Annotated in this window: 25 protein-coding genes and 1 pseudogene; 21 read left to right on the forward strand and 5 right to left on the reverse strand. The window is 73.1% G+C overall.

Annotation, left to right across the window (positions count from 1 at the left end; genetic code table 11):
• The first annotated feature begins 155 nt into the window (after nucleotides 1-155).
• Genes AB0M39_RS23215 through AB0M39_RS23230 form a run of 4 tightly spaced genes read left to right on the forward strand, consistent with a single transcriptional unit; the run spans nucleotide 156 to nucleotide 3,916 of the window.
• A complete protein-coding gene (locus AB0M39_RS23215) occupies nucleotides 156-1,433 on the forward strand; it encodes an NYN domain-containing protein (protein ID WP_365367317.1) in 1,278 nt (425 codons plus the stop codon).
• Nucleotides 1,434-1,453: 20 nt separating this feature from the next.
• Nucleotides 1,454-2,428 carry an ABC transporter ATP-binding protein gene (locus tag AB0M39_RS23220; protein ID WP_365367360.1) on the forward strand — a complete coding sequence of 325 codons (975 nt, stop codon included), beginning with the start codon at nucleotides 1,454-1,456 and terminating at the stop codon, nucleotides 2,426-2,428.
• Nucleotides 2,425-3,252, forward strand: a complete 828-nt coding sequence (locus AB0M39_RS23225; RefSeq protein WP_365367320.1) for an ABC transporter permease — start codon at nucleotides 2,425-2,427, stop codon at nucleotides 3,250-3,252. Before AB0M39_RS23220 ends, AB0M39_RS23225 begins: the two co-directional genes overlap by 4 nt.
• 34 nt (nucleotides 3,253-3,286) lie before the next feature.
• A complete protein-coding gene (locus AB0M39_RS23230) occupies nucleotides 3,287-3,916 on the forward strand; it encodes a hypothetical protein (RefSeq protein WP_365367322.1) in 630 nt (209 codons plus the stop codon).
• A gap of 467 nt (nucleotides 3,917-4,383) precedes the next feature.
• Here the strand turns inward: AB0M39_RS23230 and ybaK are convergent, their stop codons facing one another.
• The 4 genes from ybaK to AB0M39_RS23250 all read right to left on the reverse strand — a co-directional run bounded on the left by ybaK (nucleotide 4,384) and on the right by AB0M39_RS23250 (nucleotide 8,400).
• The gene (gene ybaK / locus AB0M39_RS23235; RefSeq protein WP_365367324.1) at nucleotides 4,384-4,878 is read right to left on the reverse strand and encodes a Cys-tRNA(Pro) deacylase; all 495 of its coding nucleotides are present in this window, start codon (nucleotides 4,876-4,878) and stop codon (nucleotides 4,384-4,386) included.
• A gap of 15 nt (nucleotides 4,879-4,893) precedes the next feature.
• Nucleotides 4,894-5,634, reverse strand: a complete 741-nt coding sequence (locus AB0M39_RS23240) for an LON peptidase substrate-binding domain-containing protein (RefSeq protein WP_365367326.1) — start codon at nucleotides 5,632-5,634, stop codon at nucleotides 4,894-4,896.
• A gap of 11 nt (nucleotides 5,635-5,645) precedes the next feature.
• Nucleotides 5,646-6,695 carry a hypothetical protein gene (locus AB0M39_RS23245; protein ID WP_365367328.1) on the reverse strand — a complete coding sequence of 350 codons (1,050 nt, stop codon included), beginning with the start codon at nucleotides 6,693-6,695 and terminating at the stop codon, nucleotides 5,646-5,648.
• A gap of 103 nt (nucleotides 6,696-6,798) precedes the next feature.
• Complete coding sequence (locus AB0M39_RS23250; RefSeq protein ID WP_365367330.1) at nucleotides 6,799-8,400, reverse strand: oxidoreductase; 1,602 nt, start codon at nucleotides 8,398-8,400, stop codon at nucleotides 6,799-6,801.
• A gap of 179 nt (nucleotides 8,401-8,579) precedes the next feature.
• On the opposite strand from AB0M39_RS23250, the gene hisD reads away from it, so the two are divergent.
• The 11 genes and pseudogenes from hisD to AB0M39_RS23305 all read left to right on the forward strand — a co-directional run bounded on the left by hisD (nucleotide 8,580) and on the right by AB0M39_RS23305 (nucleotide 16,775).
• Nucleotides 8,580-9,902, forward strand: a complete 1,323-nt coding sequence (gene hisD / locus AB0M39_RS23255; protein WP_365367332.1) for a histidinol dehydrogenase — start codon at nucleotides 8,580-8,582, stop codon at nucleotides 9,900-9,902.
• A complete protein-coding gene (locus AB0M39_RS23260) occupies nucleotides 9,899-11,044 on the forward strand; it encodes a histidinol-phosphate transaminase (protein ID WP_365367334.1) in 1,146 nt (381 codons plus the stop codon). The genes hisD and AB0M39_RS23260 overlap by 4 nt, the downstream gene beginning before the upstream one ends.
• On the forward strand, nucleotides 11,041-11,634 hold the full coding sequence (gene hisB / locus AB0M39_RS23265) for an imidazoleglycerol-phosphate dehydratase HisB (RefSeq protein WP_138055870.1): 594 nt from the start codon (nucleotides 11,041-11,043) through the stop codon (nucleotides 11,632-11,634). The genes AB0M39_RS23260 and hisB overlap by 4 nt, the downstream gene beginning before the upstream one ends.
• Nucleotides 11,635-11,638: 4 nt before the next feature.
• A complete protein-coding gene (locus tag AB0M39_RS23270; RefSeq protein ID WP_365367336.1) occupies nucleotides 11,639-11,806 on the forward strand; it encodes a hypothetical protein in 168 nt (55 codons plus the stop codon).
• Nucleotides 11,797-12,444, forward strand: a complete 648-nt coding sequence (gene hisH, locus AB0M39_RS23275; RefSeq protein WP_365367362.1) for an imidazole glycerol phosphate synthase subunit HisH — start codon at nucleotides 11,797-11,799, stop codon at nucleotides 12,442-12,444. Before AB0M39_RS23270 ends, hisH begins: the two co-directional genes overlap by 10 nt.
• Before the next feature lie 8 nt (nucleotides 12,445-12,452).
• The gene (priA, locus tag AB0M39_RS23280) at nucleotides 12,453-13,178 is read left to right on the forward strand and encodes a bifunctional 1-(5-phosphoribosyl)-5-((5-phosphoribosylamino)methylideneamino)imidazole-4-carboxamide isomerase/phosphoribosylanthranilate isomerase PriA (RefSeq protein ID WP_365367364.1); all 726 of its coding nucleotides are present in this window, start codon (nucleotides 12,453-12,455) and stop codon (nucleotides 13,176-13,178) included.
• The gene (locus AB0M39_RS23285; RefSeq protein WP_365367338.1) at nucleotides 13,175-13,573 is read left to right on the forward strand and encodes a RidA family protein; all 399 of its coding nucleotides are present in this window, start codon (nucleotides 13,175-13,177) and stop codon (nucleotides 13,571-13,573) included. The genes priA and AB0M39_RS23285 overlap by 4 nt, the downstream gene beginning before the upstream one ends.
• The gene (hisF, locus tag AB0M39_RS23290; protein ID WP_365367340.1) at nucleotides 13,570-14,334 is read left to right on the forward strand and encodes an imidazole glycerol phosphate synthase subunit HisF; all 765 of its coding nucleotides are present in this window, start codon (nucleotides 13,570-13,572) and stop codon (nucleotides 14,332-14,334) included. Before AB0M39_RS23285 ends, hisF begins: the two co-directional genes overlap by 4 nt.
• Nucleotides 14,335-14,345: 11 nt before the next feature.
• Nucleotides 14,346-14,573: pseudogene (locus AB0M39_RS23295) on the forward strand (MFS transporter); the annotation flags it as partial.
• 77 nt (nucleotides 14,574-14,650) lie between these two features.
• Entirely contained in the window at nucleotides 14,651-15,238 is a 588-nt protein-coding gene (locus AB0M39_RS23300) for a helix-turn-helix domain-containing protein (RefSeq protein ID WP_365367342.1), read from the forward strand.
• 262 nt (nucleotides 15,239-15,500) lie between these two features.
• A complete protein-coding gene (locus AB0M39_RS23305) occupies nucleotides 15,501-16,775 on the forward strand; it encodes an MFS transporter (protein WP_365367344.1) in 1,275 nt (424 codons plus the stop codon).
• Between the two features lie 41 nt (nucleotides 16,776-16,816).
• Here AB0M39_RS23305 and AB0M39_RS23310 read toward each other — a convergent pair whose 3' ends face one another.
• Nucleotides 16,817-17,455, reverse strand: coding sequence for a TIGR03085 family metal-binding protein (locus tag AB0M39_RS23310; protein ID WP_365367346.1), 639 nt, complete (start codon nucleotides 17,453-17,455; stop codon nucleotides 16,817-16,819).
• An 84-nt stretch (nucleotides 17,456-17,539) separates the two neighbouring features.
• On the opposite strand from AB0M39_RS23310, the gene hisI reads away from it, so the two are divergent.
• From hisI to trpC, 6 genes are all read left to right on the forward strand, one after another.
• Nucleotides 17,540-17,905: a phosphoribosyl-AMP cyclohydrolase gene (hisI, locus tag AB0M39_RS23315; protein WP_365367348.1), complete on the forward strand. Its 366-nt coding sequence runs from the start codon at nucleotides 17,540-17,542 to the stop codon at nucleotides 17,903-17,905.
• An 11-nt stretch (nucleotides 17,906-17,916) separates the two neighbouring features.
• On the forward strand, nucleotides 17,917-19,413 hold the full coding sequence (locus AB0M39_RS23320) for an anthranilate synthase component I (protein WP_365367350.1): 1,497 nt from the start codon (nucleotides 17,917-17,919) through the stop codon (nucleotides 19,411-19,413).
• 14 nt (nucleotides 19,414-19,427) lie between these two features.
• Nucleotides 19,428-20,066 (forward strand): TIGR02234 family membrane protein, encoded by a 639-nt coding sequence (locus AB0M39_RS23325; protein ID WP_365367352.1) that lies wholly within the window; start codon nucleotides 19,428-19,430, stop codon nucleotides 20,064-20,066.
• A gap of 149 nt (nucleotides 20,067-20,215) precedes the next feature.
• Nucleotides 20,216-20,494 carry an HGxxPAAW family protein gene (locus AB0M39_RS23330; protein WP_365367354.1) on the forward strand — a complete coding sequence of 93 codons (279 nt, stop codon included), beginning with the start codon at nucleotides 20,216-20,218 and terminating at the stop codon, nucleotides 20,492-20,494.
• A gap of 81 nt (nucleotides 20,495-20,575) precedes the next feature.
• Complete coding sequence (locus AB0M39_RS23335; protein ID WP_365367356.1) at nucleotides 20,576-21,058, forward strand: DUF2752 domain-containing protein; 483 nt, start codon at nucleotides 20,576-20,578, stop codon at nucleotides 21,056-21,058.
• Nucleotides 21,059-21,173: 115 nt separating this feature from the next.
• Entirely contained in the window at nucleotides 21,174-21,983 is an 810-nt protein-coding gene (gene trpC, locus AB0M39_RS23340) for an indole-3-glycerol phosphate synthase TrpC (RefSeq protein ID WP_365367358.1), read from the forward strand.
• Nucleotides 21,984-22,077: the final 94 nt, after the last annotated feature.

A 22,077-nucleotide genomic window follows, 5' to 3' on the forward strand; every position in this document is an offset into this window, starting at 1 on the left:
CAGTTGGTACGGCCCGGAAGGCTCGATCCGCCACGCCGATGATCGAGTTCCGGCCGTTAACCTCCGCGAGGTCGGGCAGACTCGAAGGAAACCCGGAACAATCCCCGATCCGGAACCTTCCCCGATCCCGAAGTTCCTGAAAGAGGGTGGAACGCGTGGACCGCTGCGTCGTCCTGGTGGACGCCGGATATCTCCTGGGCGCCGCCGCCAGCCTGCTCGCCGGAGAACCGGCGCGTTCCCGGATCACCGTCGACCACGCCGCCCTCATCCAGGGATTGCGCGAACTAGCCGAAACCGACACCGAACGCCCGCTGCTGCGCATCTACTGGTTCGACGGCGCCCCCGACCGGGTGCCCCAGCCGGAGCACCGCCGGCTGCGGGTCATGCCGCGTGTGACCGTCCGGCTCGGCGCGCTGACCCGCAGCGACGGCCGCTGGGCGCAGAAGGGCGTCGACGCGGCCATGCACGCCGAGCTCACCGAACTGGCCAGAAATCGCGCCTGCTCCGACGTCGTGCTGGTGACGGGCGACGGAGACCTGCTGCCCGGACTGATGTCCGCCAAGGAGCACGGCGTCGCCGTCCACCTGTGGGCCGTGCAGGCCGCCGACGGGGACTACAACCAGTCCGAGGACCTCGTCGCCGAGGCCGACGAGCGGCGGGTGCTGGACCGGGCCTGGATCACCCGCGCCGTGCGCGCCAAGGAGCTCACCGGAATCTGCGCCCCGCCGCCGGCCCCCCGCCCCGAGATCGCCGCGATCCTCTCCGCGCCCCTGCCCGAGTCGGCGCTCGCCGCCTCGCAGGAGCGGGCCGCCGAGGCCGTGCGCAACGGAACGCCGCAGCCGGCCGCGGAGAACGGCGCGGAGCCCGCCGCCGCCCCCGCCGCGCCCAAGGGCGTGCCCACCCCCAAGGACCTGGCCTCGCTGCGCGCCCCCGGCGCGACCCCCGCGCCCCACCCCGCGAACGCCACCCTGCGCTGGTCCTCCGACAAGGGCTGGGTCGAGCGCCCCGGCAGCGGCTCGGGGGCGCTGGGCGAGCCGGCCGAGACCGCCTCGCTGCCCACCCTCGCCCAGCTCACCAGCGCCGAGCAGCGCTGGGCCGACCGCGAGGAGGACATCACCACGGTCGGCGGCGACCCCTTCGAGGTCGGGCAGGTCTTCGCCCGCCGCTGGATGGAACGGCTCCCCGAAGCCGGCCATGTCCCGAAGCTGTCCACCCTCTACCCGCGCATCCCGCACCGCATCGACGGCGAACTGCTGCGGTACGCGGCGCGGTTCGGTCTGCTCGCCCACAAGGACGACCAGATCGACGAGCACGACCGCTATGCGATCCGCGCCGGATTCTGGCGCGAGATCGACGTACGGGCCGCCGCCGAGCACACCCCCGCCGGGGAGCAGACGGGGCCCGAGGGCATCCGAGGCGGCCGGACCCCGTAGTCTCGTACCTCGTGAGTACGGTGTGCGTGGTGCGGGATCTGGTCAAGACGTACCCCGCCGCGCGCGGCAGACGGGGTGCGCCCGGGACACCCGAGGTCCGCGCCACCGACGGGATCTCCCTCCTGGTCCGGCGCGGCGAGATCTTCGGGCTGCTCGGACCCAACGGCGCGGGCAAGTCCACCCTCGTACGACAGCTCACCGGTCTGATGCGGCCCGACGCGGGCAGCGTCGAGGTGCTCGGCCACGATCTCGTACGCCACCCGGAGCGCGCCTCCCGGCTCATCGGCTACCTCGGGCAGGAGTCCACCGCCCTCGACGAGCTGACCGTCTCGCTCGCCGCGGAGACCACGGGACGGCTGCGCGGGCTCACCACGCGCGACGCGCGCGCCGAGCGCGACGCGGTCCTGGAGGAGCTCGGGCTGAGCGAGCTCGCCGCGCGCCCCATGAAGAAGCTGTCCGGCGGGCAGCGCCGGCTCGCCTGCTTCGCGGCCACGCTGGTGGGAGAGCGCCCGGTGCTGGTGCTGGACGAGCCGACCACCGGCATGGACCCCGTCGCGCGGCGCGCGGTGTGGGCCGCGGTGGACCGGCGACGGGCCGAGAACGGCGCGACCGTGCTGCTCGTCACCCATAACGTCATCGAGGCGGAGACGGTCCTGGACCGGGTCGCCGTGCTGGAGCGAGGCCGTGTCATCGCCTGCGACACCCCCTCCGGGCTGAAGGAGCGCGTCGCCGGCGAGGTGCGCGTGGAGCTGGTCTGGCGCGAGCGTGCGCCGCTGGACGTGCCCGAGGTCGCCGCGCTGCGGCCCTCGGCGCAGGAGTCCGGGCGCAAGTGGGTGCTCAGACTCGCGCCGGACGAGGCGCGCGCGGCGGTCGGCGCGGTGACGGGCGGCGCGGCGTTCGCGGCGCTCGACGACTTCACTCTGGCCACGCCCAGCCTGGAGGACGTGTACTTGGCACTCGGCGGGAACGCGACGAAGGGGCTGGTCAAGGCGTGAGCATTGTGCCCGCGGAGGCAGTGTCGGGGAAGAAGGCCAGGGTTCCAAGCGCGGCGGCGGCCGAGACCGCCGCCCCGCTCGCGCCGCGAGCGCGGCTGCTGCCGGCGCTCGGCGCCGTGTACCGCGCGCAGCTGTCGCGGGCGCGGGTCGCCCGGATTCCGCTGCTCTTCGTGGCGACCTTCCAGTCCGTCGGGATCATGGTCCTGATGCGGGGCGTCGTCGACGGCGGCGCGGAGGCGCGGGCCGTGGTGGCCGGGTCGAGCGTCCTGGTCGTCGCCTTCGTCGCGCTGAACCTGCTCGCCCAGTACTTCGGACAGCTGCGGGCCAGCGGCGGCCTCGACCACTACGCGACCCTGCCGGTGCCGCCGGCGGCGGTGGTGCTCGGGGCGGCCGGCGCGTACGCCTCCTTCACCGTGCCCGGCACGATCGTCACGGCGGTCGCGGGCAGCGTCCTGTTCCAGCTGCCGCTGACGCATCTATGGGTGCTGGCCGCGGTGATCCCGCTCTCGGGCGCGGCGCTGGCGGGGCTGGGCGCGGCGCTGGGGCTGCTCGCACCACGGCAGGAACTCGCCACGCTGCTCGGCCAGTTGGGCATGTCCGCGGCGCTGCTGCTGGGGGTGCTGCCGGCGGACCGGCTGCCGGGGCCGGTGTCGTACGCGCGTGACCTGCTGCCGTCGACGTACGGCGTGGAAGCGCTGGCCAGGAGCTTCGACGCCCATCCGAACTGGTCGGTCGTCGGTCTCGATCTCGCGGTCTGCGCGGCTGTGGGGGTCGTCTCGCTGACCGTCGCGACGTGGGCGTACCGGCGGGCGGCGGTCCGGTGAGGCACCCGTCGGGCGGGCCTGGCACGATGGCCGTGTGACCGCACCGCTGACACCGCCGCACCAGCCGCCTTCGAACGACGACCCCTGGCAGTCGCCGCCGACGGATTCCGTGCCCGAGTACGCGAAGGGCGCGTCCCGCGGCCTAGACCCGGAGCTGAAGAAGGAGCTGCGGGACTCTGCCGTGGTCGTGGCGGTCGTGACCGTGCTGGGCGTGGCGCTGGGCCTGCTGTGGCTGTGGCTGGCGCCGCGGGTGCCGCTGGTCTCCAACGGCGAGGCGGTCTTCCTCAAGGACACCGAGGGCGAGGAGGCGGTGGGCGCGGACGGAACGTTCGCCCTGCTGGCGCTCGGCTTCGGCGCGGTGACGGCGGCGGCGGTCTTCTGGTGGCGCAGGCGAGGGGGCGTGCCGCTGGTGGTGGCGCTGGCGGTGGGCGGCGTGCTCGGCTCCCTGCTGGCCTGGGGCACGGGCGTCTGGCTCGGCCCCTCCCAGGACGTGGAGGCGCTGGCACGGGAGGCGGGGGTGGGGGTCGCCTTCGACGCGTATCTGAAGCTGGAGGCGTGGGGGGTGCTGTTGGCTTGGCCGGTGGCGGCGATGGTCGTTCATCTGGCCCTGACGGCAGCCTTCACCCCCCGCGACCCGGACCCGGAGAACCTCGACCTCCGGTAGCGGTCCTTACGCGAGCACGGCCTCCCCGCGGGGCGCTGCCCCGAACCCCGCGGCCCGACCATTTCAGCCCGTCCGGCGTTTGAGGACGTGGAGCGCCCGAGGTCTAGGGCGGCGTCCCCTGTGCGGGCTGCCCGCGGGGCGCTGCCCCGGACCCCGCGCCTCAAACGCCGGCGGGGCTGAAGGTGCGCCTCAAGCGCCGGCGGGGCTGGGATCGCCTCAAGCGCCGGCGAGGCTGGATGTGCGCCTCAAGCGTCGGCGGGGCTGAAGGCGCGCCTCAAACGCCCGCGGGGCTGGAGGTGGGGGATGGGGGCAGAGCCCCCAGGATCACGCCGGGCGGTGGCCGTGGTTGGCGCGGTGTTTGCGGATGCGCCACTTGCGCTTGCGGGTTCGTTTGGACATGGACGCGTCCTCTCGCCTCGCCGGCTGTTCCTATGGTCGTAGCCGACGACGCCCCGCCCGTCGAGCCCCTACGCGCGGCCGATCGAGGCCAGCACCGCCGAGGTGAGCGACGTCAGGTCCTGAGGGGACAGCTCGACCTCCAGGCCGCGGCGGCCCGCCGAGACGCAGATCGTGGGGTGGTCCGTCGCCGACGCGTCCAGGACCGTGCGCAGTCGTCGGCGCTGGCCCAGCGGGGAGATTCCGCCCCGCACGTAGCCCGTCGTCCGCTCCGCCGCCGCCGGGTCCGCCATCGTCGCGCGCTTGCCGCCGACCGCCGCGGCCAGCGCCTTGAGGTCGAGTTGGCCCGCGACCGGGACGACCGCCACCGTCAGCTCGCCGTCCACGTCCGCGACCAGCGTCTTGAAGACCCGGGCGGGGGAGACGCCGAGCGCCTGGGCCGCCTCCTCGCCGTACGACGGGGACGAGGGGTCGTGGTCGTAGGCGTGGACGGTGAAGTCCGTGCCCGCCGCGGTCAGCGCGACCGTCGCCGGAGTTCCGCCGGACTTCTTCGGCTTCTTCGCCACCTCTGGCTGCTCCCGTCAGTTGGGGCTCGTCGGGGCCCGGGTCAGGTCGACCGCGGGCAGGGAGGGCAGATGGCGGATCACGGCCGTCTCGGAGCGCAGCAGGGTCAGCTCCTCCCGCAGCCGCGTCGCCGTGTCCGGCGCCTGGAGCAGCCGCTGCTTCGCCGGGGTGTCCAGCACCGCCGCCGCGGCCACCAGGTACGACACCACCGACGGCTCGTCCGGCAGATCCGCACCCGAGGACAGCGACCGCTCGCGCGCGCCCGCCAGCCGCTTCTGGTAGCTGCGGAACGCCCGCAGCACTCCCTCCGCCAGCGCGCCCGCGCCGTCCCCGACCTCCTCCGGGATCTCCTCGAGCTCCGCCGTCAGATAGGGGCCGCTCGCGTCGACCGAGAGCAGTTTGACCCGTGTCGTGCCCGTGGCCAGCACCTCGAAGCTGCCGTCCGGGCGCTCGCGGATCGTCGCCGCGTCGGCGATGCAGCCCACCCGGTGGAAGGACTGGATCGGGTCCGGTCCGAAGCCCGCCGCCGGGCCGCGTTCGGGCAGCGCGGTCGGGTCGGGCAGGCCGGGCGCGGTCGGCGCGACCTCGCGGCCGTCGCGGATGGCGACCACGGCGAACCGGCGCGGCTCGGACTCGTCCGTCTTCAACAGCTCGCGCATCATGGCGCGGTAGCGCTCCTCGAAGACGTTCAAGGGCAGGACGAGGCCCGGGAACAGAACCGAGTTCAGCGGGAAGAGGGGGAGACGTGCTGGGGTCACAACGGTCAAGACTAATGGTCCGCGGACCCGCCGCGTCCGGCCCTCCCGCCTACCCGTCCCCCCGAACGTCCCCGCAGCGGCGTCGCCGAGGCGATCTGGATCCGTACGCCGTCCCTCGCGTCGAGGAACTGGCCCAGCGGATCGTCGGAGGAGTACGTCCACGGAAAGGACGTCGCATACGGGCCGACCAGCCGGAACTGCTCCAGCGCCGGCGCCCAGCGGCCCCTGGCCACCAGGACGTACGCCAGCACATTGCGCACCTCGGCCGGCCACGGGTCCCCGGCCGCGTAGTCCGAGGAGAGCGTGATCGCCAGGTCCGCCGCCGCGTCGATCCGGTCGTCCTGCACGGAGGTGCGGCCCTCGCCGGTCAGCAGCTGCGCGAACGCCGCCCGCACCGGCAGCGCCTGCACCAGCGAGCCCGGCAGCGCGTCCTGCGCCGCCTGCTCGGCGAAGTCGAAGCACTCGCGGTGCGAGCCGTACCACTGCGCCGACAGGTACTGGAGCGCCGCCACATGGCAGCCGTAGTGGTGCGAGGAGCGCTGCACCGCCTGCTCCCACAGCGCCTCGAACGCGGAGTGCGTCGCATGCGTGCCGCGCGCGTGGTCCAGCGAGATCCGCCACGGCACCGGGTCGCCCGGCTCGCTGTCCGCCGCCGCGTCGATCAGCGGCCCGACCTCGCGCAGCCGCTCGGCGCGCGCCGGCGACTCCCAGGCCTTGCGGACCGCGAGCTGCGCCTTGACGACGAGCGCGTCCGGATCGCGCGGGGCCGCGCCGAGCCAGCTGGAGAGCCACTCGTCGCGGTTGTGGGCGAAGGCCGCCAGCCGCGTGACATAGCGGTCGCGGTTCTCCCACTCCGCGCCCTCGCGCGTGGTGGCCAGCAGCTTCGCCGCCGGCTCCCACTCGCCGACCGCCGCCGCGACGAGTGCGGGGCCCAGCCGCTCGTCGGGGGCGTCGAGCAGCACGAGCTCGTCGGCCGGCAGGCCGTCTGCGAGCTGCGGCGTATGACGGATCATGCGCGCGGTGCGGATCAGGGCGGTCAGCAATGACATGGTGCGGACCATTGAAAACCGCAGGTCAAAAGGCGCGCCAGGGGCCAGCTGTGAAACTTTCGTAGCGGCGGAATGGTTGTCCTGGCGGAAGTCAAGAGAGCGTAAAGAAAGTGACTCAGCCGCGCCGTAGAAGGCGTGACGCCCCAGCGGCCACTGTGGTCGCAAGGATCCACCCGAGCAGGATCAGCGCGGCCGAGGCCCACTGCCATCTGCCCTCCATCCGCCAGTACCCGTCCTGGCCGAGATTGATCACCGGCAGCAGCAGGTCCAGGGCGTACAGCGCGGCGTTCCACCGCGGATGCTCATCAGCCTTGATCGCCGGCGGCTCCACCGTAGCGAAGGCCGCCGCCCCCGCCGCCCACAGCACCGCCATCCACAGCGCCGCCCGCCCCGGCCGGTAGCCGTACGCCACCGTCCAGTCCTGGAGGTAGCCCCACAGCTTCGCCGCCAGCGGCAGCGTCTCGCGCCGCCTGCGCTGCTTGGCGAGCAGCACCTCCCGGGCGTCCGCGTCCTCGCCGCTGTTGCGCAGCACGGTCGCCAGGCGCTCGTAGGGCTCCGGGGAGTACTCCGGGGTCGCCGATGCCACCCACTCCAGCCGGCGGGAGAGCGGGAACTCCGCGTACGGCACGAGGTTCTCGTAGACGAAGCCGCCCATCGCCAGACCGCCCGGGCCCGGCCAGCTCGCCGCCAGGTCGATCAGCGTCACCACCCGCGCGCCGTTCAGCACGACGCGCCCCTCCTCCGGGCGCTCCGCGTTGAACCGCAGCTCCGGCGTCGCGATCCGGCGCAGCGACAGCTCCTCGCGCGCGCTGAGCGCGAACCGCGCCCCGTTCAGGTCGACCGCGTCGCCGAACCGCCCGTCGTCCAGCCGCACCCCGCCATGGCACTCGAAGCGCTGGAGCCGGGTGCCGCGCGCGGGCGTCGCCACCGCCCCGATGCCGAACGGGGGAGTCGCGCCCTGGTTGCCCGTCGACTCGATCACCCACGCGCCCGTCATATAGAGCGTGCGCTCCACGCTCAGCTGCGGGGCGTTGAGCGCCCGGCGCTCGGCCGCCGCCCGCAGCCGGCTGCCGCGCAGGCTCAGCGAGACCCCGATCTTCGCGCCGCGCAGACTGAACTCGCCGTACGTCTCGATCAGTTCGGCCTGTAAGTCCTGCGCCACCGACATGCCGTCCGCGGTGATCGCCCGGCCCCGGCGGTCCGGCCGCACATGGATCTGGTTGATCAACAGGTCCGTGCCGATCTGCGCGTCGGTCAGCCGGATGCCGTGCTCGACCCGGCAGCGCGGCAGATGCAGATCGCCCTCCGTGCGCAGCCGGGCCGCCTCGATGCGGGGGATCGCGCAGCCGACCATCCGTACGGTCGTGAAGTGCGCCTCGGGCATCAAGAGCTCGTTCTCGAAACGGCAGCCGTTCAGCTCGACGTACGGTCCGATGCTGCCGCCCGCGAGCTTGAGCGTCCCGGTGATCTGGATCCCGCGCAGCTTGAGCGCCGCGACCCGGCCCGGCAGCGCGTTCGGCCCGCTCAGCAGCAGCCGCGCCACGATGGAGGCGCGGACGCTGCGCTCGGGGCCCCAGGGGCGGGGGGAGAAGGGATCGTTCAGCAGGGGGTTGGGGTCGCTGAGGTCGTACGTGCTCCCGTTCCTGAAGGCGTTCCACATGCGCACCTCGGTCGGGCTCAGCCCGTCCGGAGGCCCTTCGTCCAGCGGCTCGGTCACTGCCGCTCCTCCGCTTCCTTGTCGTACAGCTGTTCTTCCCGCTGAGTAACGGACTGAACGCTAGTGGTCATGGTCAACTTCCGGTAGCGCGAGTGACGCGAGGTGACAGGGGCGTCCCCGTGTATCAGCCAGTGATACGGAGGACCGACGGCCGGATGCGGTCTGAGAGAATTGGCTCTGTGATCTCCCGAATCGATCTGCGCGGCGACGCCCTCCCCGAGGGTGGCGCTCTGCGCGACCTGCTGCCCCGTGCCGAGTTCGACGTGGAAGCCGCCCTGGAGAAGGTGCGGCCCATCTGCGAGGACGTGCATCATCGCGGCGACGCGGCGCTGATCGAGTACGCGCAGAGGTTCGACGGCGTGCAGCTCACGCGGGTACGCGTGCCGCAGGCGGCCATAGACGAGGCCCTGGAGAAGCTCGACCCCGAGGTCAGGGCCGCTCTGGAGGAGTCGATCCGGCGCGCCAGGATCGTCCACCGCGCCCAGCGCCGCACCACCGAGGTGACCGAGGTCGCGCCCGGCGGCACCGTCACCGAGAAGTGGGTGCCGGTCGACCGCGTCGGCCTGTACGCGCCCGGCGGCCGCGCCGTCTACCCCTCGTCAGTGATCATGGACACGGTCCCGGCGCAGGAGGCCGGCGTGCCCTCGATCGCGCTCGCCTCCCCGGCCCAGAAGGAATTCGGCGGCCTGCCGCACCCCACGATCCTGGCGGCCTGCGCCCTGCTCGGCATCGACGAGGTGTACGCGGCCGGCGGCGCCACCGCCGTCGCGATGTTCGCGTACGGCACCGAGTCCTGCGAGCCGGTGAACCTGGTGGCCGGCCCCGGCAACATCTGGGTGGCCGCCGCCAAGCGCTACTTCACCGGCAGGATCGGCATCGACGCCGAGGCCGGACCGACCGAGATCGCCGTCCTCGCCGACGACTCCGCCGACCCGGTCCACGTGGCGTCCGACCTGATCAGCCAGGCCGAGCACGACCCGCTCGCGGCCTCCGTCCTGGTCACCGACAGCGCGGACCTCGCCGACCGGGTCGTGGTCGAGCTGGAGAAGCAGGTCGCCGTCGCCCGCCACCGCGAGGAGCGGATCGAGCCCGCGCTGAGGGGCGAGCAGTCCGCGATCGTCCTCGTCGACAGCATCGACGACGGCCTCGCGGTCGTGAACGCCTACGGCGCCGAGCACCTGGAGATCCAGACCCGCGACGCGCGCGAGCTGGCCGACCGGGTGCGCAACGCGGGCGCCGTGTTCGTCGGCCCGTGGTCCCCCGTCTCCCTGGGCGACTACGCGGCCGGATCCAACCATGTGCTGCCCACCGGCGGCTGCGCCTGCCACTCCTCGGGCCTGTCCGTCCAGTCCTTCCTGCGCGGCATCCACATCGTCGACTACACACGCGACGCCCTCGCCGAGATCACCCACCATGTGGTGACCCTGGCGGAGGCCGAGGACCTGCCCGCGCACGGGGCCGCCCTCAAGGCGCGCTTCGACTGGAAGGCGCCGGGCAAGTGACCGGTATCGACGACCTCCCCATCAGGGACGAGCTGCGCGGCAAGTCCCCGTACGGCGCCCCCCAACTCGACGTGCCCGTACGCCTGAACACCAACGAGAACCCCTACCCGCTGCCCGAGCCGCTGGTCGAGCGCATCGCCGAGCGGGTGCGCGAGGCGGCCCGGCAGCTCAACCGCTACCCCGACCGGGACGCGGTCGAGCTCCGCACCGAGCTGGCCCGCTATCTGACCCGCACCGGCGGACACGAGGTCTCCCTCGCCAACGTCTGGGCGGCCAACGGCTCCAACGAGGTCATCCAGCAACTGCTGCAGACCTTCGCCGGGCCGGGCCGGATCGCGATCGGCTTCGAGCCCTCGTACTCCATGCACGGCCTGATCTCGCGGGGCACCGGCACCGGCTGGATCTCCGGGCCGCGCACGAGCGACTTCACCATCGACGTCGCCGCCGCCACGGCGGCCATCGCCGAGCACCGGCCGGACGTCGTCTTCGTCACCTCGCCCAACAACCCCACGGGCACCGCGGTCGAGGCCGAGACGGTCCTCGCGCTGTACGAGGCGGCGCAGGCGGCCAAGCCGTCGCTGGTCGTGGTGGACGAGGCGTACGTCGAGTTCAGCCACCGCCCCTCGCTGCTGCCGCTGATCGAGGGCCGGCCGAACCTGGTGGTCTCGCGCACCATGTCCAAGGCCTTCGGCGCGGCCGGTCTGCGCCTGGGGTATCTGGCCGCGCACCCCGCCGTGGTCGACGCCGTCCAGCTGGTACGGCTGCCGTACCACCTCTCGGCCGTCACCCAGGCCACCGCGCTCGCCGCGCTGGAGCACACCGATACGCTGCTCGGGTATGTCGAGCAGCTGAAGACCGAGCGCGACCGCCTGGTCGCCGAGCTGCGGGCGATCGGCTACGAAGTCACCGAGTCCGACGCCAACTTCGTGCAGTTCGGGCACTTCGCCGGCGAGGGCGGCGCCCACGAGATGTGGCAGCGGATCCTCGACCGAGGCGTTCTGGTCCGCGACAACGGAGTCCCGGGCTGGCTGCGGGTCACCGCCGGCACGCCCGAAGAGAACGACGCGTTCCTCGACGCGGTTCGTCAGTTGCAGTGTTTTGTGGGGGACACCCCCACGCCCCCGAAGGAGCAGAGCGCATGAGCCGCGTAGGAAGAGTCGAGCGCACCACCAAGGAGACCTCCGTCGTCGTCGAGATCGACCTCGACGGCACCGGCAAGGTCGACGTCGCCACGGGCGTCGGCTTCTACGACCACATGCTCGACCAGCTCGGCCGCCACGGTCTGTTCGACCTCACCGTCAAGACCGACGGCGATCTGCACATCGACTCCCACCACACCATCGAGGACACCGCCCTCGCGCTCGGCGCCGCCTTCAAGCAGGCGCTCGGCGACAAGGTGGGCATCTACCGCTTCGGCAACTGCACCGTGCCCCTGGACGAGTCCCTCGCCCAGGTCACCGTGGACCTGTCGGGCCGCCCCTACCTCGTGCACACCGAGCCCGAGAACATGGCCCCGATGATCGGCGCGTACGACACGACGATGACGCGGCACATACTGGAGTCCTTCGTCGCCCAGGCCCAGATCGCGCTGCACGTCCACGTGCCGTACGGACGCAACGCGCACCACATCGTGGAGTGCCAGTTCAAGGCCCTGGCCCGGGCGCTGCGCTACGCCTCCGAGCGCGACCCGCGCGCCGCCGGCATCCTCCCCTCCACGAAGGGCGCCCTCTAACCCCATGACCGGCCTCTCCACCATCCTCATCGTCGTCGGGCTCTTCCTCGCCGGCGGTGTGTACTCCTTCTCCAAGCAGCAGATGCCCAAGGGCCTGATCGTGCTCCTCACCATCGCCTCGGTGATGTGCCTGGTCGCCGGCGTCCTGCGGATTCAGGGGATCTGGGAATGAGCGCAGCCAAGAAGGTCGTCGTCTTCGACTACGGATTCGGCAACGTCCGCTCCGCCGAGCGGGCCCTGGCCCGGGTCGGCGCGGACGTGGAGATCACCCGGGACTTCGACGCGGCGATGAACGCCGACGGGCTGCTCGTGCCCGGCGTCGGCGCGTTCTCCGCGTGCATGGAGGGCCTCGCGCAGGCTCGCGGCGAGTGGATCGTCGACCGCAGGCTCGCCGGCGGACGGCCGGTCATGGGCATCTGCGTCGGCATGCAGATCCTCTTCGGCCGCGGCATCGAGCACGGCGTGGAGACCGAGGGCCTCGGCGAGTGGCCCGGCACGGTCGGCCCGCTGAAGGCCCCGATCGTCCCGCACATGGGCTGGAACACCGTCGAGGCGCCCGCCGACAGCCAGCTCTTCGCCGGCCTCGACGCCGGCGCCCGGTTCTACTTCGTGCACTCCTACGCCGTGCACGACTGGGACCTCGAGACCGCCAATCCCGCCCTGCGCGCGCCCCAGGTCACCTGGGCCACGCACGGCGAGCGCTTCGTGGCCGCCGTCGAGAACGGCGCGCTGTGGGCGACGCAGTTCCACCCCGAGAAGTCCGGCGACGCCGGCGCCCAGCTGCTGACCAACTGGATTGAGACGCTGTAATGCCTGAACTGCCGAAGCTAGAACTCCTCCCCGCCGTCGACGTCCGCGACGGCCAGGCAGTGCGCCTGGTCCACGGCGAGTCCGGCACGGAGACCTCCTACGGCTCGCCCCTGGAAGCCGCCCTCGCCTGGCAGCGCTCCGGCGCCGAGTGGCTGCACCTGGTGGACCTGGACGCGGCCTTCGGCACCGGCGACAACCGCGCGCTGATCGCCGAGGTCGCCGGCGCCATGGACATCAAGGTCGAGCTGTCGGGCGGCATCCGCGACGACGCCTCGCTCGCGGCGGCCCTGGCCACCGGCTGCACCCGGGTCAACCTGGGCACCGCCGCGCTGGAGACCCCCGAGTGGGTCGCCAAGATCATCGCCGAGCACGGCGACAAGATCGCGGTCGGTCTGGACGTACGCGGCACCACGCTGCGCGGCCGCGGCTGGACCCGCGACGGCGGCGATCTGTACGAGACGCTGGCCCGCCTCGACTCCGAGGGCTGCTCCCGCTACGTCGTCACCGACATCGCCAAGGACGGCACCCTCCAGGGACCCAACCTGGAGCTGCTGCGCAATGTCTGCGCCGCCACCGACAAGCCCGTCGTCGCCTCCGGCGGCGTCTCCTCGCTCGACGACCTGCGGGCGCTGGCCGGCCTGGTCGCCGAGGGCGTCGAGGGCGCGATCGTCGGCAAGGCGCTCTACGCCAAGGCCTTCACGCTGGAGGAGGCACTGGAGGCGGTGTCCCGATGAGCGACGTGCGGCGCGTGCAGAGCGGGACTCCCTGGGAGGACTCCATCGGCTTCGCGCGCGCCGTCGCCGCGGGGGACCGCGTGGTCGTGGCCGGCACCACCTCCTTCAAGGGCACGGTGCTGTACGGCGAGGGCGACCCGTACGAGCAGGCCAAGGTCGCGTTCGGCACCGCGCTGGAGGCGCTGGCGGAGTTCGGCCTCGACGCCGGCTCCGTCATCCGCACCCGTATGTATCTGACCCACGCGCGCGACGTCGACGCCGTCGGCCGGGCGCACAAGGAGACGTTCGACGCCGTACGGCCGGCCGCGACCCTGCTCGTGGTCGAGGGGTTCGTCGACCCGCGCATCCTGGTCGAAGTAGAAGTAGAAGCATTCCGAGGAGCGTCGCAGCCATGACCCTCGCGGTCCGAGTCATCCCCTGTCTGGACGTCGACAACGGACGGGTCGTCAAGGGCGTCAACTTCCAGAATCTGCGCGACGCGGGCGACCCCGTCGAGATGGCGAAGCTGTACGACGCCGAAGGCGCGGACGAGCTCACCTTCCTCGACATCACCGCCTCCTCCGGCAACCGCGAGACGACCTATGACGTGGTGCGCCGCACCGCCGAGCAGGTCTTCATCCCGCTCACGGTCGGCGGCGGCGTCCGCACCGCCGAGGACGTCGACAAGCTGCTGCGGGCCGGCGCCGACAAGGTCGGCGTCAACACCGCGGCCATCGCCCGCCCGGAGCTCATCCGCGAGATCGCCGAGCGCTTCGGCCGTCAGGTGCTGGTCCTCTCGGTGGACGCCCGGCGCACCGAGGCGGGCACGCCCTCGGGCTTCGAGGTCACCACGCACGGCGGCCGCCAGGGCACCGGCGTCGACGCCGTCGAGTGGGCGCACCGGGCCGCCGAGCTGGGCGCGGGCGAGATCCTGCTCAACTCGATGGACGCCGACGGCACCAAGGACGGCTACGACACCGAGATGATCGCGGCCGTGCGCCGGCATGTCACGGTCCCGGTGATCGCCTCCGGCGGCGCGGGACGCCTCGCGGACTTCCCGCCGGCCATCGCCGCGGGCGCGGACGCGGTGCTCGCCGCCTCGGTGTTCCACTTCGGCGATCTGCGGATCTCGCAGGTCAAGGACACCCTCCGCGAGGCCGGCCACCCGGTCCGCTGACACCGAGAGCCCTGCTCGCCGACGAGCGCGGGTGGGGCGCGTCCGGCATGGGCTGGGTCCTCGCCGGGTTCGGGGTCGGGTCGGGGGCGGCCTCCCTGCTGCTGGCGGTACGCGGCCGGACGGCGCGCGCCGGACTCGTCCAGGGCCTCGCCCTGGGCTCGGGCGGGGTGGCTATAGGCGCCCTCGCCTTCACAACCTCTATAGCGGCCGCGGTGGCCGTCGCCGTCGCGATCGGGCTCTTCGGCGCCAGAAAAGCACAGGGAAACTTGCGCAATTTCGATTGCGCAAGTTTTCTTGTGTATCTACGGTGGACTCCATGGCAGACAGCGAATCGCGCAGGATCGCCGACCTCGACACCCTCAAGGCATTCGGCCACCCCCTGCGCATGAGGCTCTACCGAGGGCTGTTCGTCGCCCGGACCGCCACCGCGTCCCAGCTCGCCGAGCAGGTCGACGAGGCCGTCTCGCTCGTCAGCTACCACCTGCGCAGGCTCGCCGACCACGGGCTCATCGAGGAGGCCGAGCGGCAGAGCGAGGACGGCCGGGAGCGCTGGTGGCAGGTCGCCTCGCAGGGCCTGACCATGCGGGACGAGGACTTCCGGGGCGCGCCCGAACTGGTCGCCGCGCACACGGCCGTCACCCGGATGTCCTTCGAGCAGCGCGGCGAGCTCTACCGCCGCTACCTCGACGCCCAGTCCGCCTGGGAGCCCGCATGGCGGGGGGCCGCGTTCAGCTCGGAGTACCTGCCGCGGCTCACCGCCGAGGAGCTGGACCAACTGGGCCGCGAGATGCACGACCTGATCAAGAAGTACAGCGCGATCGGCGCCGCGGCTGAGGAGGCGGGCGAGACGGCCGGCCGGGAGAACGTCGCCGTGCATGTGTACGGCTTCCCCTTCCGCAGCTGACCTGTCCGGCCTGCAGCTGACCCGTCCGGGGCCGAGGCGAGGGCCGCGAGGGACAGTCCGCGCCGACTGACCGGCCGCCAGAGCCGGCAGGCCCGCGCCCGCTGCCCCCGCTGACGCCTCCGCCCGCTGAACCGTCCCGTGCGCGCGCCCGCCCGACGGGCCGCCGCGCCATGTCCGTATGCCCGTATGCCCGCCCGCGCGCCCGATGGGCCGCCGCGCCATGCCCGCACGCTCCCCGCGCACGCCGAGAGGACCGACTCCCATGCCCGCCGTGGACAGCCCCGCCGCCTCCGCTCCCGCCTCCGCGCACTCCCCAGCCGCCGACCGCCCCGCCTATCGCGACGCCAACGTCCTGCGCTGGCTCTGTGCCTACGCCGCCTCCGCCGTCGGCGACTCCATGTACTACCTGGCCCTGTCCTGGGCGGCCCTGCGCGACGGCAGCCCCGCCCAGGCCGGCGCAGTGCTCGCCGTCAGCGCCGTCCCGCGCGCCCTGCTGATGCTCGGCGGCGGAGTGCTCGTCGACCGCCTCGGACCGCGCCGCGTGGTCGTCGCCACTGACGCCGCACGCTCCCTGATCGTCCTCGGCGTGGCCGCCCTGCTGCTCCTCGCCAGCCCCGGCCTGTGGCTGCTCGCCCTCGTCGCGGTGGTCTTCGGCGTACTCGACGCGGTCTTCATGCCTGCCGTGGGCGCCCTCCCGCCCCGGATCGCCCCGCCCGGCCAGCTCGCCAGGATCCAGGGCATGCGGGGCCTCGCCTCGCGTATGGCCACCGTCGTCGGCGCTCCGCTCGGCGGCCTCGCGGTGGCCCTCGGGGGATCGGCCGCGGCCTTCGGGGCGGCCGGGCTGCTCTTCGCGCTCTCGGCGCCGCTGCTGCTCGCCGTGCGGACCGCCCCGCTGCCGGCCGCCGACGACGCTGCGAAGCCCAAGGCCAACGCCCTGCGGGACCTGGCCGACGGGCTGCGCTACATCCGGCGCCACCGCGTGCTCGCCCCGCTGCTGGTCGTCATCGCCCTCGCGGACCTGGGCTTCGTCGGGCCGCTCAACGTCGGCCTCGCCCTGCTCGCCGACGAGCGCGGGTGGGGCGCGTCCGGCATGGGCTGGATCCTCGCCGGGTTCGGGGCCGGGTCGGGCGCGGCCTCTCTGCTGCTGGCCGTGCGCGGCCGGACGCCGCGCGCCGGACTCGTCCAGGGGCTCGCCCTGGCCTCGGGCGCGGTGGCCATAGGCGCCCTCGCCTTCACAACCTCTATAGCGGCCGCGGTGGCCGTCGCCGTCGCGATCGGGCTGCTCGCGGGGCTGAGCGGGGCGCTGTGCAACGCTCTCGTGCAGACGGAGACCGACCCCGCCTACCTCGGCAGAGTCACCTCCGTGGCGACCTTCTTCAGCCTGGGCCTCGCACCGCTCAGCTACCCCGTCACGGGCGCGGCCGTCGGGCTGTGGGGCACCGAGCCGGTGTTCGTCGTCAGCGCGGCCGTCTGCGCGGCCGGAGCGCTGTACGGACTGTCCGCCAAGGCGCTCCGCGGCGCCGAGCTGCCGCGCTGACGGCGCGAGGGGGCCCGGACACGTGCCCGGACCCCGCCCGGCTACATCGAGATCCCGAGCTTGGTCTCGTACAGCATGGCGACCGTCTCCTTGTCGCCGTCCACCTCCACATGCGCCGCGTCCTGGCGGCCGAACGCGAACATGGTCAGCTCGCCCGGCGTCCCGGTCACTGTCACCACCGGAGTGCCGCGGTGGGCGACCGCCGTCTGGCCGTCGGGGCGGCGCAGCACCAGGCCGACCGGGGACTTGCGCCCCAGCAGCCTGGCCGCCTTCTCCAGCCGCGACCACAGGGCGTCCTCGAAGATCCGGTCCAGCTCGCGCGGCGACCAGTCGGGCTGCGCCCGGCGCACGTCCTCGGCGTGCACATAGAACTCGACGGTGTTGGCCGCCTCGTCGAGCTGCTTGATGCCGTACGGGGACATCCGCGGCGGTCCCGTGCGGATCAGCTGGACCAGCTCCTCGTACGGCTTCGCCGCGAATTCCGCCTGCACCCGCTCCAGCCTGCCTTTGAGCAGCGGCAGCACGATCCCGCCCGCGGCGTCCGGCCGGCGCTCGCGCACCACCACATGCGCGGCGAGGTCGCGGGTCGTCCAGTCCCCGCACAGGGTCGGGGCCTCCGGGCCCGCCGTCTCCAACAGGTCGGCGAGCAGTAGCCGTTCACGCTTCGCATGGGTCGACATGCCTGCCAGCGTACGGCGGCGACCCGCGGTCCGCCCAGTGGACGCTCCGTCCTGCCGCCGCTTCGGGCACGGCACAATGTCCGTATGACCAGCAGTGTCCCCGCCACCCCGCTCGATCCCGCCGTCGCCGCCCGCCTCAAGCGCACCGCGGACGGCCTCGTTCCGGCCATCGCCCAGCAGTACGACACCGGTGAGGTGCTGATGCTCGGCTGGATGGACGACGAGGCGCTGCACCGCACCCTGACCACGGGCCGGTGCACCTACTTCTCCCGCAGCCGCCAGGAGTACTGGGTCAAGGGCGACACCTCCGGGCACGTCCAGCACGTCAAGTCCGTCGCCCTGGACTGCGACGGCGACACCCTCCTGGTCAAGGTCGACCAGGTGGGCGCCGCCTGTCACACCGGCGACCGGACCTGTTTCGACGCCGACGTCCTGCCGCTCGGACAGTAAGGTCAGCCGCCATGGATCTCGAGACCTTCCGCAAGCTGGCCGCCGACCGTCGCGTCATCCCCGTCAGCCGCAAGCTGCTCGCGGACGGCGACACCCCCGTCGGGCTCTACCGCAAGCTCGCCGCCGAGCGGCCCGGCACCTTCCTCCTCGAATCCGCGGAGAACGGCCGGTCCTGGTCGCGCTACTCCTTCATCGGCGTACGCTCCGACGCCACCCTCACCGAGCGCGACGGCCAGGCGCACTGGCTCGGCGCCCCGCCCGTCGGCGTCCCCGTCGACGGCGATCCGCTGCTGGCCCTGCGCGCCACCGTCGAGACGCTGCACACCCCGCACGACCTCGCCGCCGGGATGCCGCCCTTCACCGGCGGCATGGTCGGCTACCTCGGCTACGACATCGTCCGCAGGCTGGAGAAGATCGGCCCGGGCGACCACGACGACCTGCGGCTCCCCGAGCTGACCATGCTGCTCACCTCGGACCTCGCGGTGCTCGACCACTGGGACGGCACGGTCCTGCTGATCGCCAACGCGATCAACCACAACGACCTCGACACCGGGATCGACGAGGCGTACGCCGGGGCCGTCGCCCGCCTCGACGCCATGGAGGCCGACCTCGCGCGCCCGCTGGCCTCCGCGCCCGCCGCGCTGCCGCCCTCCGAGCTGCCGGAGTTCTCCGCGCTGTGGGGCGGCGAGGCCTACCAGGACGCCGTCGAGGACATCAAGGAGCGGATCCGGGCGGGCGAGGCCTTCCAGGTGGTGCCCTCGCAGCGGTTCGAGACCCCGTGCGCGGCCAGTGCGCTGGACGTCTACCGGGTGCTGCGGGCCACCAACCCCAGCCCGTACATGTACCTCTTCCGCTTCGACGGCTTCGACGTCGTGGGCTCCAGCCCCGAGGCCCTGGTCAAGGTCGAGGACGGGCGCGCCATGGTCCACCCGATCGCCGGCACCCGCCCGCGCGGCGCGACCCCGCAGGAGGACCAGGCCCTCGCCGAGGAGCTGATGGCCGACCCCAAGGAGCGCGCCGAGCATCTGATGCTGGTCGACCTCGGCCGCAACGACCTGGGCCGGGTCTGCGAGCCCGGCAGCGTCGAGGTCGTCGACTTCATGTCGATCGAGCGGTACTCCCACGTCATGCACATCGTCTCCACGGTGACCGGGCAGGTCGCCGCGGGCCGCACCGCCTTCGACGTGCTCACCGCCTGCTTCCCCGCAGGCACCCTCTCGGGCGCGCCCAAGCCCCGCGCCATGCAGATCATCGACGAGCTGGAGCCGTCGCGGCGCGGACTGTACGGCGGCTGCGTCGGCTATCTCGACTTCGCCGGCGACTCCGACACCGCGATCGCCATCCGCACCGCCCTGCTGCGCGACGGAACGGCGTATGTGCAGGCCGGAGCGGGTGTCGTGGCGGACTCCGACCCGGTCGCCGAGGACACCGAGTGCCGCAACAAGGCGGCGGCCGTGCTCCGCGCGGTCCACACGGCCAACCGCCTGAACAGCCGTGCGGACCGGTAGGGGATAGTGGACCCGTGACTGCTGTACCGGTACCCCAGCCCCGATCCGGCGCCGCCTCCGCCGCGGCCGACAGCCGCCGCAGCCTCGGCGCGGCCCTGTTCCTCGGCGCGGTCGGCGCGGCCGTCGTGCTGCTCGCCTCCGGACAGGTATGGGCCGAGGGCTCGGCGGCCGTCGGCGGCGGAAGCGTGGCCCTCGACGCCCAGGGCAGCGACGTCACCGGCGTGCCCACCGCGCTCGCCATCGTCGGCCTGGCCGCCCTCGTCGCGCTCTTCGCGGTCCGCAGGGCGGGACGGCTACTCGTCGCCGCCCTGCTCGCCCTGAGCGGCGCGGGAGCGGGCCTGGCCGCCTTCCTGGGGGCCTCCGACAGCGCGGCCCTGGACGCGCAGGCGGCGAAGACCACCGGCGACACGGCCGCCACCGTCGACGCGCTCGTCCACACCGCCTGGCCGTACGTCAGCCTGGCCGGCGGCCTGCTCATCCTCTGCGCGGGGCTGCTGGCCCTGCGGTACGGCAAGAGCTGGCCCGCCATGTCCGGCCGGTACGAGCGCGACGGCCGCCCCCGGCCCCGCAAGGCCGCGCCCGTGGACCCGGACCGCCCCGAGGACCTGTGGAAGGCCCTGGACCGCGGCGAGGACCCGACCAGCGGGCCCTGAGGGCGACCCCCGGACGGAGCATTTCGCGGCGTACGGGACAATGGCAGCCGAGCGTCCGGCTCAGCACACCGCGAGGCGGCTCAGCACGGAGCGACACCGAGAGCTATAGAGCGTCAGCTCAAGCCCAGACAGCAACGAGGAGCGAATTCATGGCGGGCAGCAACCACGGACACACCCCGGCCGCCTGGACCGGCGTCACCATCGTCATCATCGGTTTCTGCATCGCAGGCGTCTTCATGGTGGCGGCCAACCCCCTCGGCTTCTGGGCCGGCATGGCCGTCACCCTGCTCGGCGGCGTCGTCGGCATGGCCATGAAGGCCGCCGGCCTCGGCATGCCCAAGGAGTCCGAGGTCCACGTGCAGGCCAGGGCGCGCGCCGCGCAGTCCTCCCAGACCGCCCAGACCGCCCAGGCGCAGGCGGCCTCCTGACGCAGTCCGGCTTTTCGGTGCGAGGCGCAGTCCGGCGGAGGCCGGGCTGCGCCTCTCCGCGTGAACGGGGAGAATCACAAGGTGGACGAAGCGACGCCTTCCTCAGCAGCACCGCCGCCGGCAGCGGCGCAGCCCGCCCCCGCGCCGTCCGAGGCGCTCGGGCCCGCCCCGCTCGCCCGCCGGCTGGCGGCGCCGCTGGCCACGCTGGCCGGCGTCGCGGCGGCCTTCGCCTACGTCGGCACGGTCGACCCCAACGAACCGGGCCACTACCCGGTCTGCCCCCTGCTGCGGATCACCGGGATCTACTGCCCGGGCTGCGGCGGACTGCGCAGCGCCCACGCCTTCGTCCACGGCGACCTGCCCGCCGCCCTCGGCGCGAACGCCATGGCCGTCGTCGGCTACGGGGTCTTCGCCGCGGTGTGGGTCGTGTGGCTGATTCGCGCCGTTCGGGGAGCGCCGCTGAGGGTCGCGGTCGCGCCCGTGTGGTGGTGGGCGCTCGGAGGTGTTCTGCTGATCTTCAGCGTGGTCCGGAACCTTCCATTCGGCTCCGCCCTCGCGCCATGAAGTCCCAGGTAGTGGGACAGCCGTCAACCGGATGCGGGTCCTGGGCCCTCGTACGGATACCATCGACATGGCTGATCCTGAACCTTTGTCACCGTCCCGGAAGGGGGCCGCTCGCGTGAGTGTGCTCGACGAGATCATCGAAGGCGTACGCGCCGACCTCGCAGAGCGGCAGGCGCGCGTCAGCCTCGACGAGCTCAAGGAGCGCGCCGCCAAGGCTCCCGCGGCCAAAGACGGCGTCGCCGCACTGCGCGGCGAAGGCGTGCAGGTGATCTGCGAGGTCAAGCGCTCCAGCCCGTCCAAGGGCGCGCTCGCCGCGATCGCCGACCCGGCCGGACTGGCCGCGGACTACGAGGCGGGCGGCGCCGCCGTCATCTCCGTGCTGACGGAGGAGCGCCGCTTCGGCGGCTCGCTCGCGGACCTGGAGGCCGTCCGCGCCCGGGTGGACGTCCCGCTGCTGCGCAAGGACTTCGTCGTCACCGCGTACCAGCTGTGGGAGGCCCGTGCGTACGGCGCCGACCTGGTGCTGCTGATCGTCGCGGCCCTGGAGCAGGAGGCCCTGGTCTCGCTGATCGAGCGCGCCGAGTCGATCGGGCTGACCCCGCTGGTCGAGGTCCACGACGAGGACGAGGTCGAGCGGGCCGTCGAGGCCGGCGCCAAGATCATCGGTGTCAACGCGCGCGACCTCAAGACGCTCAAGGTCGACCGGTCCACCTTCGAGCGGCTCGCTCCCGAGATCCCGGCCCATATCGTCAAGATCGCCGAGTCCGGGGTGCGCGGTCCGCACGACCTGATCGCCTACGCCAACGCCGGCGCGGACGCCGTCCTGGTCGGCGAGTCCCTGGTCACCGGCCGCGACCCGAAGTCGGCCGTGGCCGACCTGGTCGCCGCGGGCGCCCACCCCGCGCTGCGCCACGGCCGGAGCTGACCCTTCCCCATGACCGCCGCAGCCCGCACCGTCGCCCCGCCCCGCCGGACGCTCTCGCGCCCGTCGTCGGCGGTCGCGGCGGCCTGCCGGCGCG

This window comes from Streptomyces sp. NPDC051907 (assembly GCF_040681075.1).
In the GTDB taxonomy this organism is placed as follows: domain Bacteria; phylum Actinomycetota; class Actinomycetes; order Streptomycetales; family Streptomycetaceae; genus Streptomyces.

Coding starts and splice junctions, on each gene's coding strand:
- AB0M39_RS23245 (WP_365367328.1), bottom strand. CDS start 6,695: ATGGTCCGCACCATGTCATTGCTGACCGCCCTGATCCGCACCGCGCGC.
- hisB (WP_138055870.1), top strand. CDS start 11,041: ATGAGCCGCGTAGGAAGAGTCGAGCGCACCACCAAGGAGACCTCCGTC.
- AB0M39_RS23270 (WP_365367336.1), top strand. CDS start 11,639: ATGACCGGCCTCTCCACCATCCTCATCGTCGTCGGGCTCTTCCTCGCC.
- AB0M39_RS23285 (WP_365367338.1), top strand. CDS start 13,175: ATGAGCGACGTGCGGCGCGTGCAGAGCGGGACTCCCTGGGAGGACTCC.
- hisF (WP_365367340.1), top strand. CDS start 13,570: ATGACCCTCGCGGTCCGAGTCATCCCCTGTCTGGACGTCGACAACGGA.
- AB0M39_RS23300 (WP_365367342.1), top strand. CDS start 14,651: ATGGCAGACAGCGAATCGCGCAGGATCGCCGACCTCGACACCCTCAAG.
- AB0M39_RS23305 (WP_365367344.1), top strand. CDS start 15,501: ATGCCCGCCGTGGACAGCCCCGCCGCCTCCGCTCCCGCCTCCGCGCAC.
- AB0M39_RS23310 (WP_365367346.1), bottom strand. CDS start 17,455: ATGTCGACCCATGCGAAGCGTGAACGGCTACTGCTCGCCGACCTGTTG.
- hisI (WP_365367348.1), top strand. CDS start 17,540: ATGACCAGCAGTGTCCCCGCCACCCCGCTCGATCCCGCCGTCGCCGCC.
- AB0M39_RS23320 (WP_365367350.1), top strand. CDS start 17,917: ATGGATCTCGAGACCTTCCGCAAGCTGGCCGCCGACCGTCGCGTCATC.
- AB0M39_RS23330 (WP_365367354.1), top strand. CDS start 20,216: ATGGCGGGCAGCAACCACGGACACACCCCGGCCGCCTGGACCGGCGTC.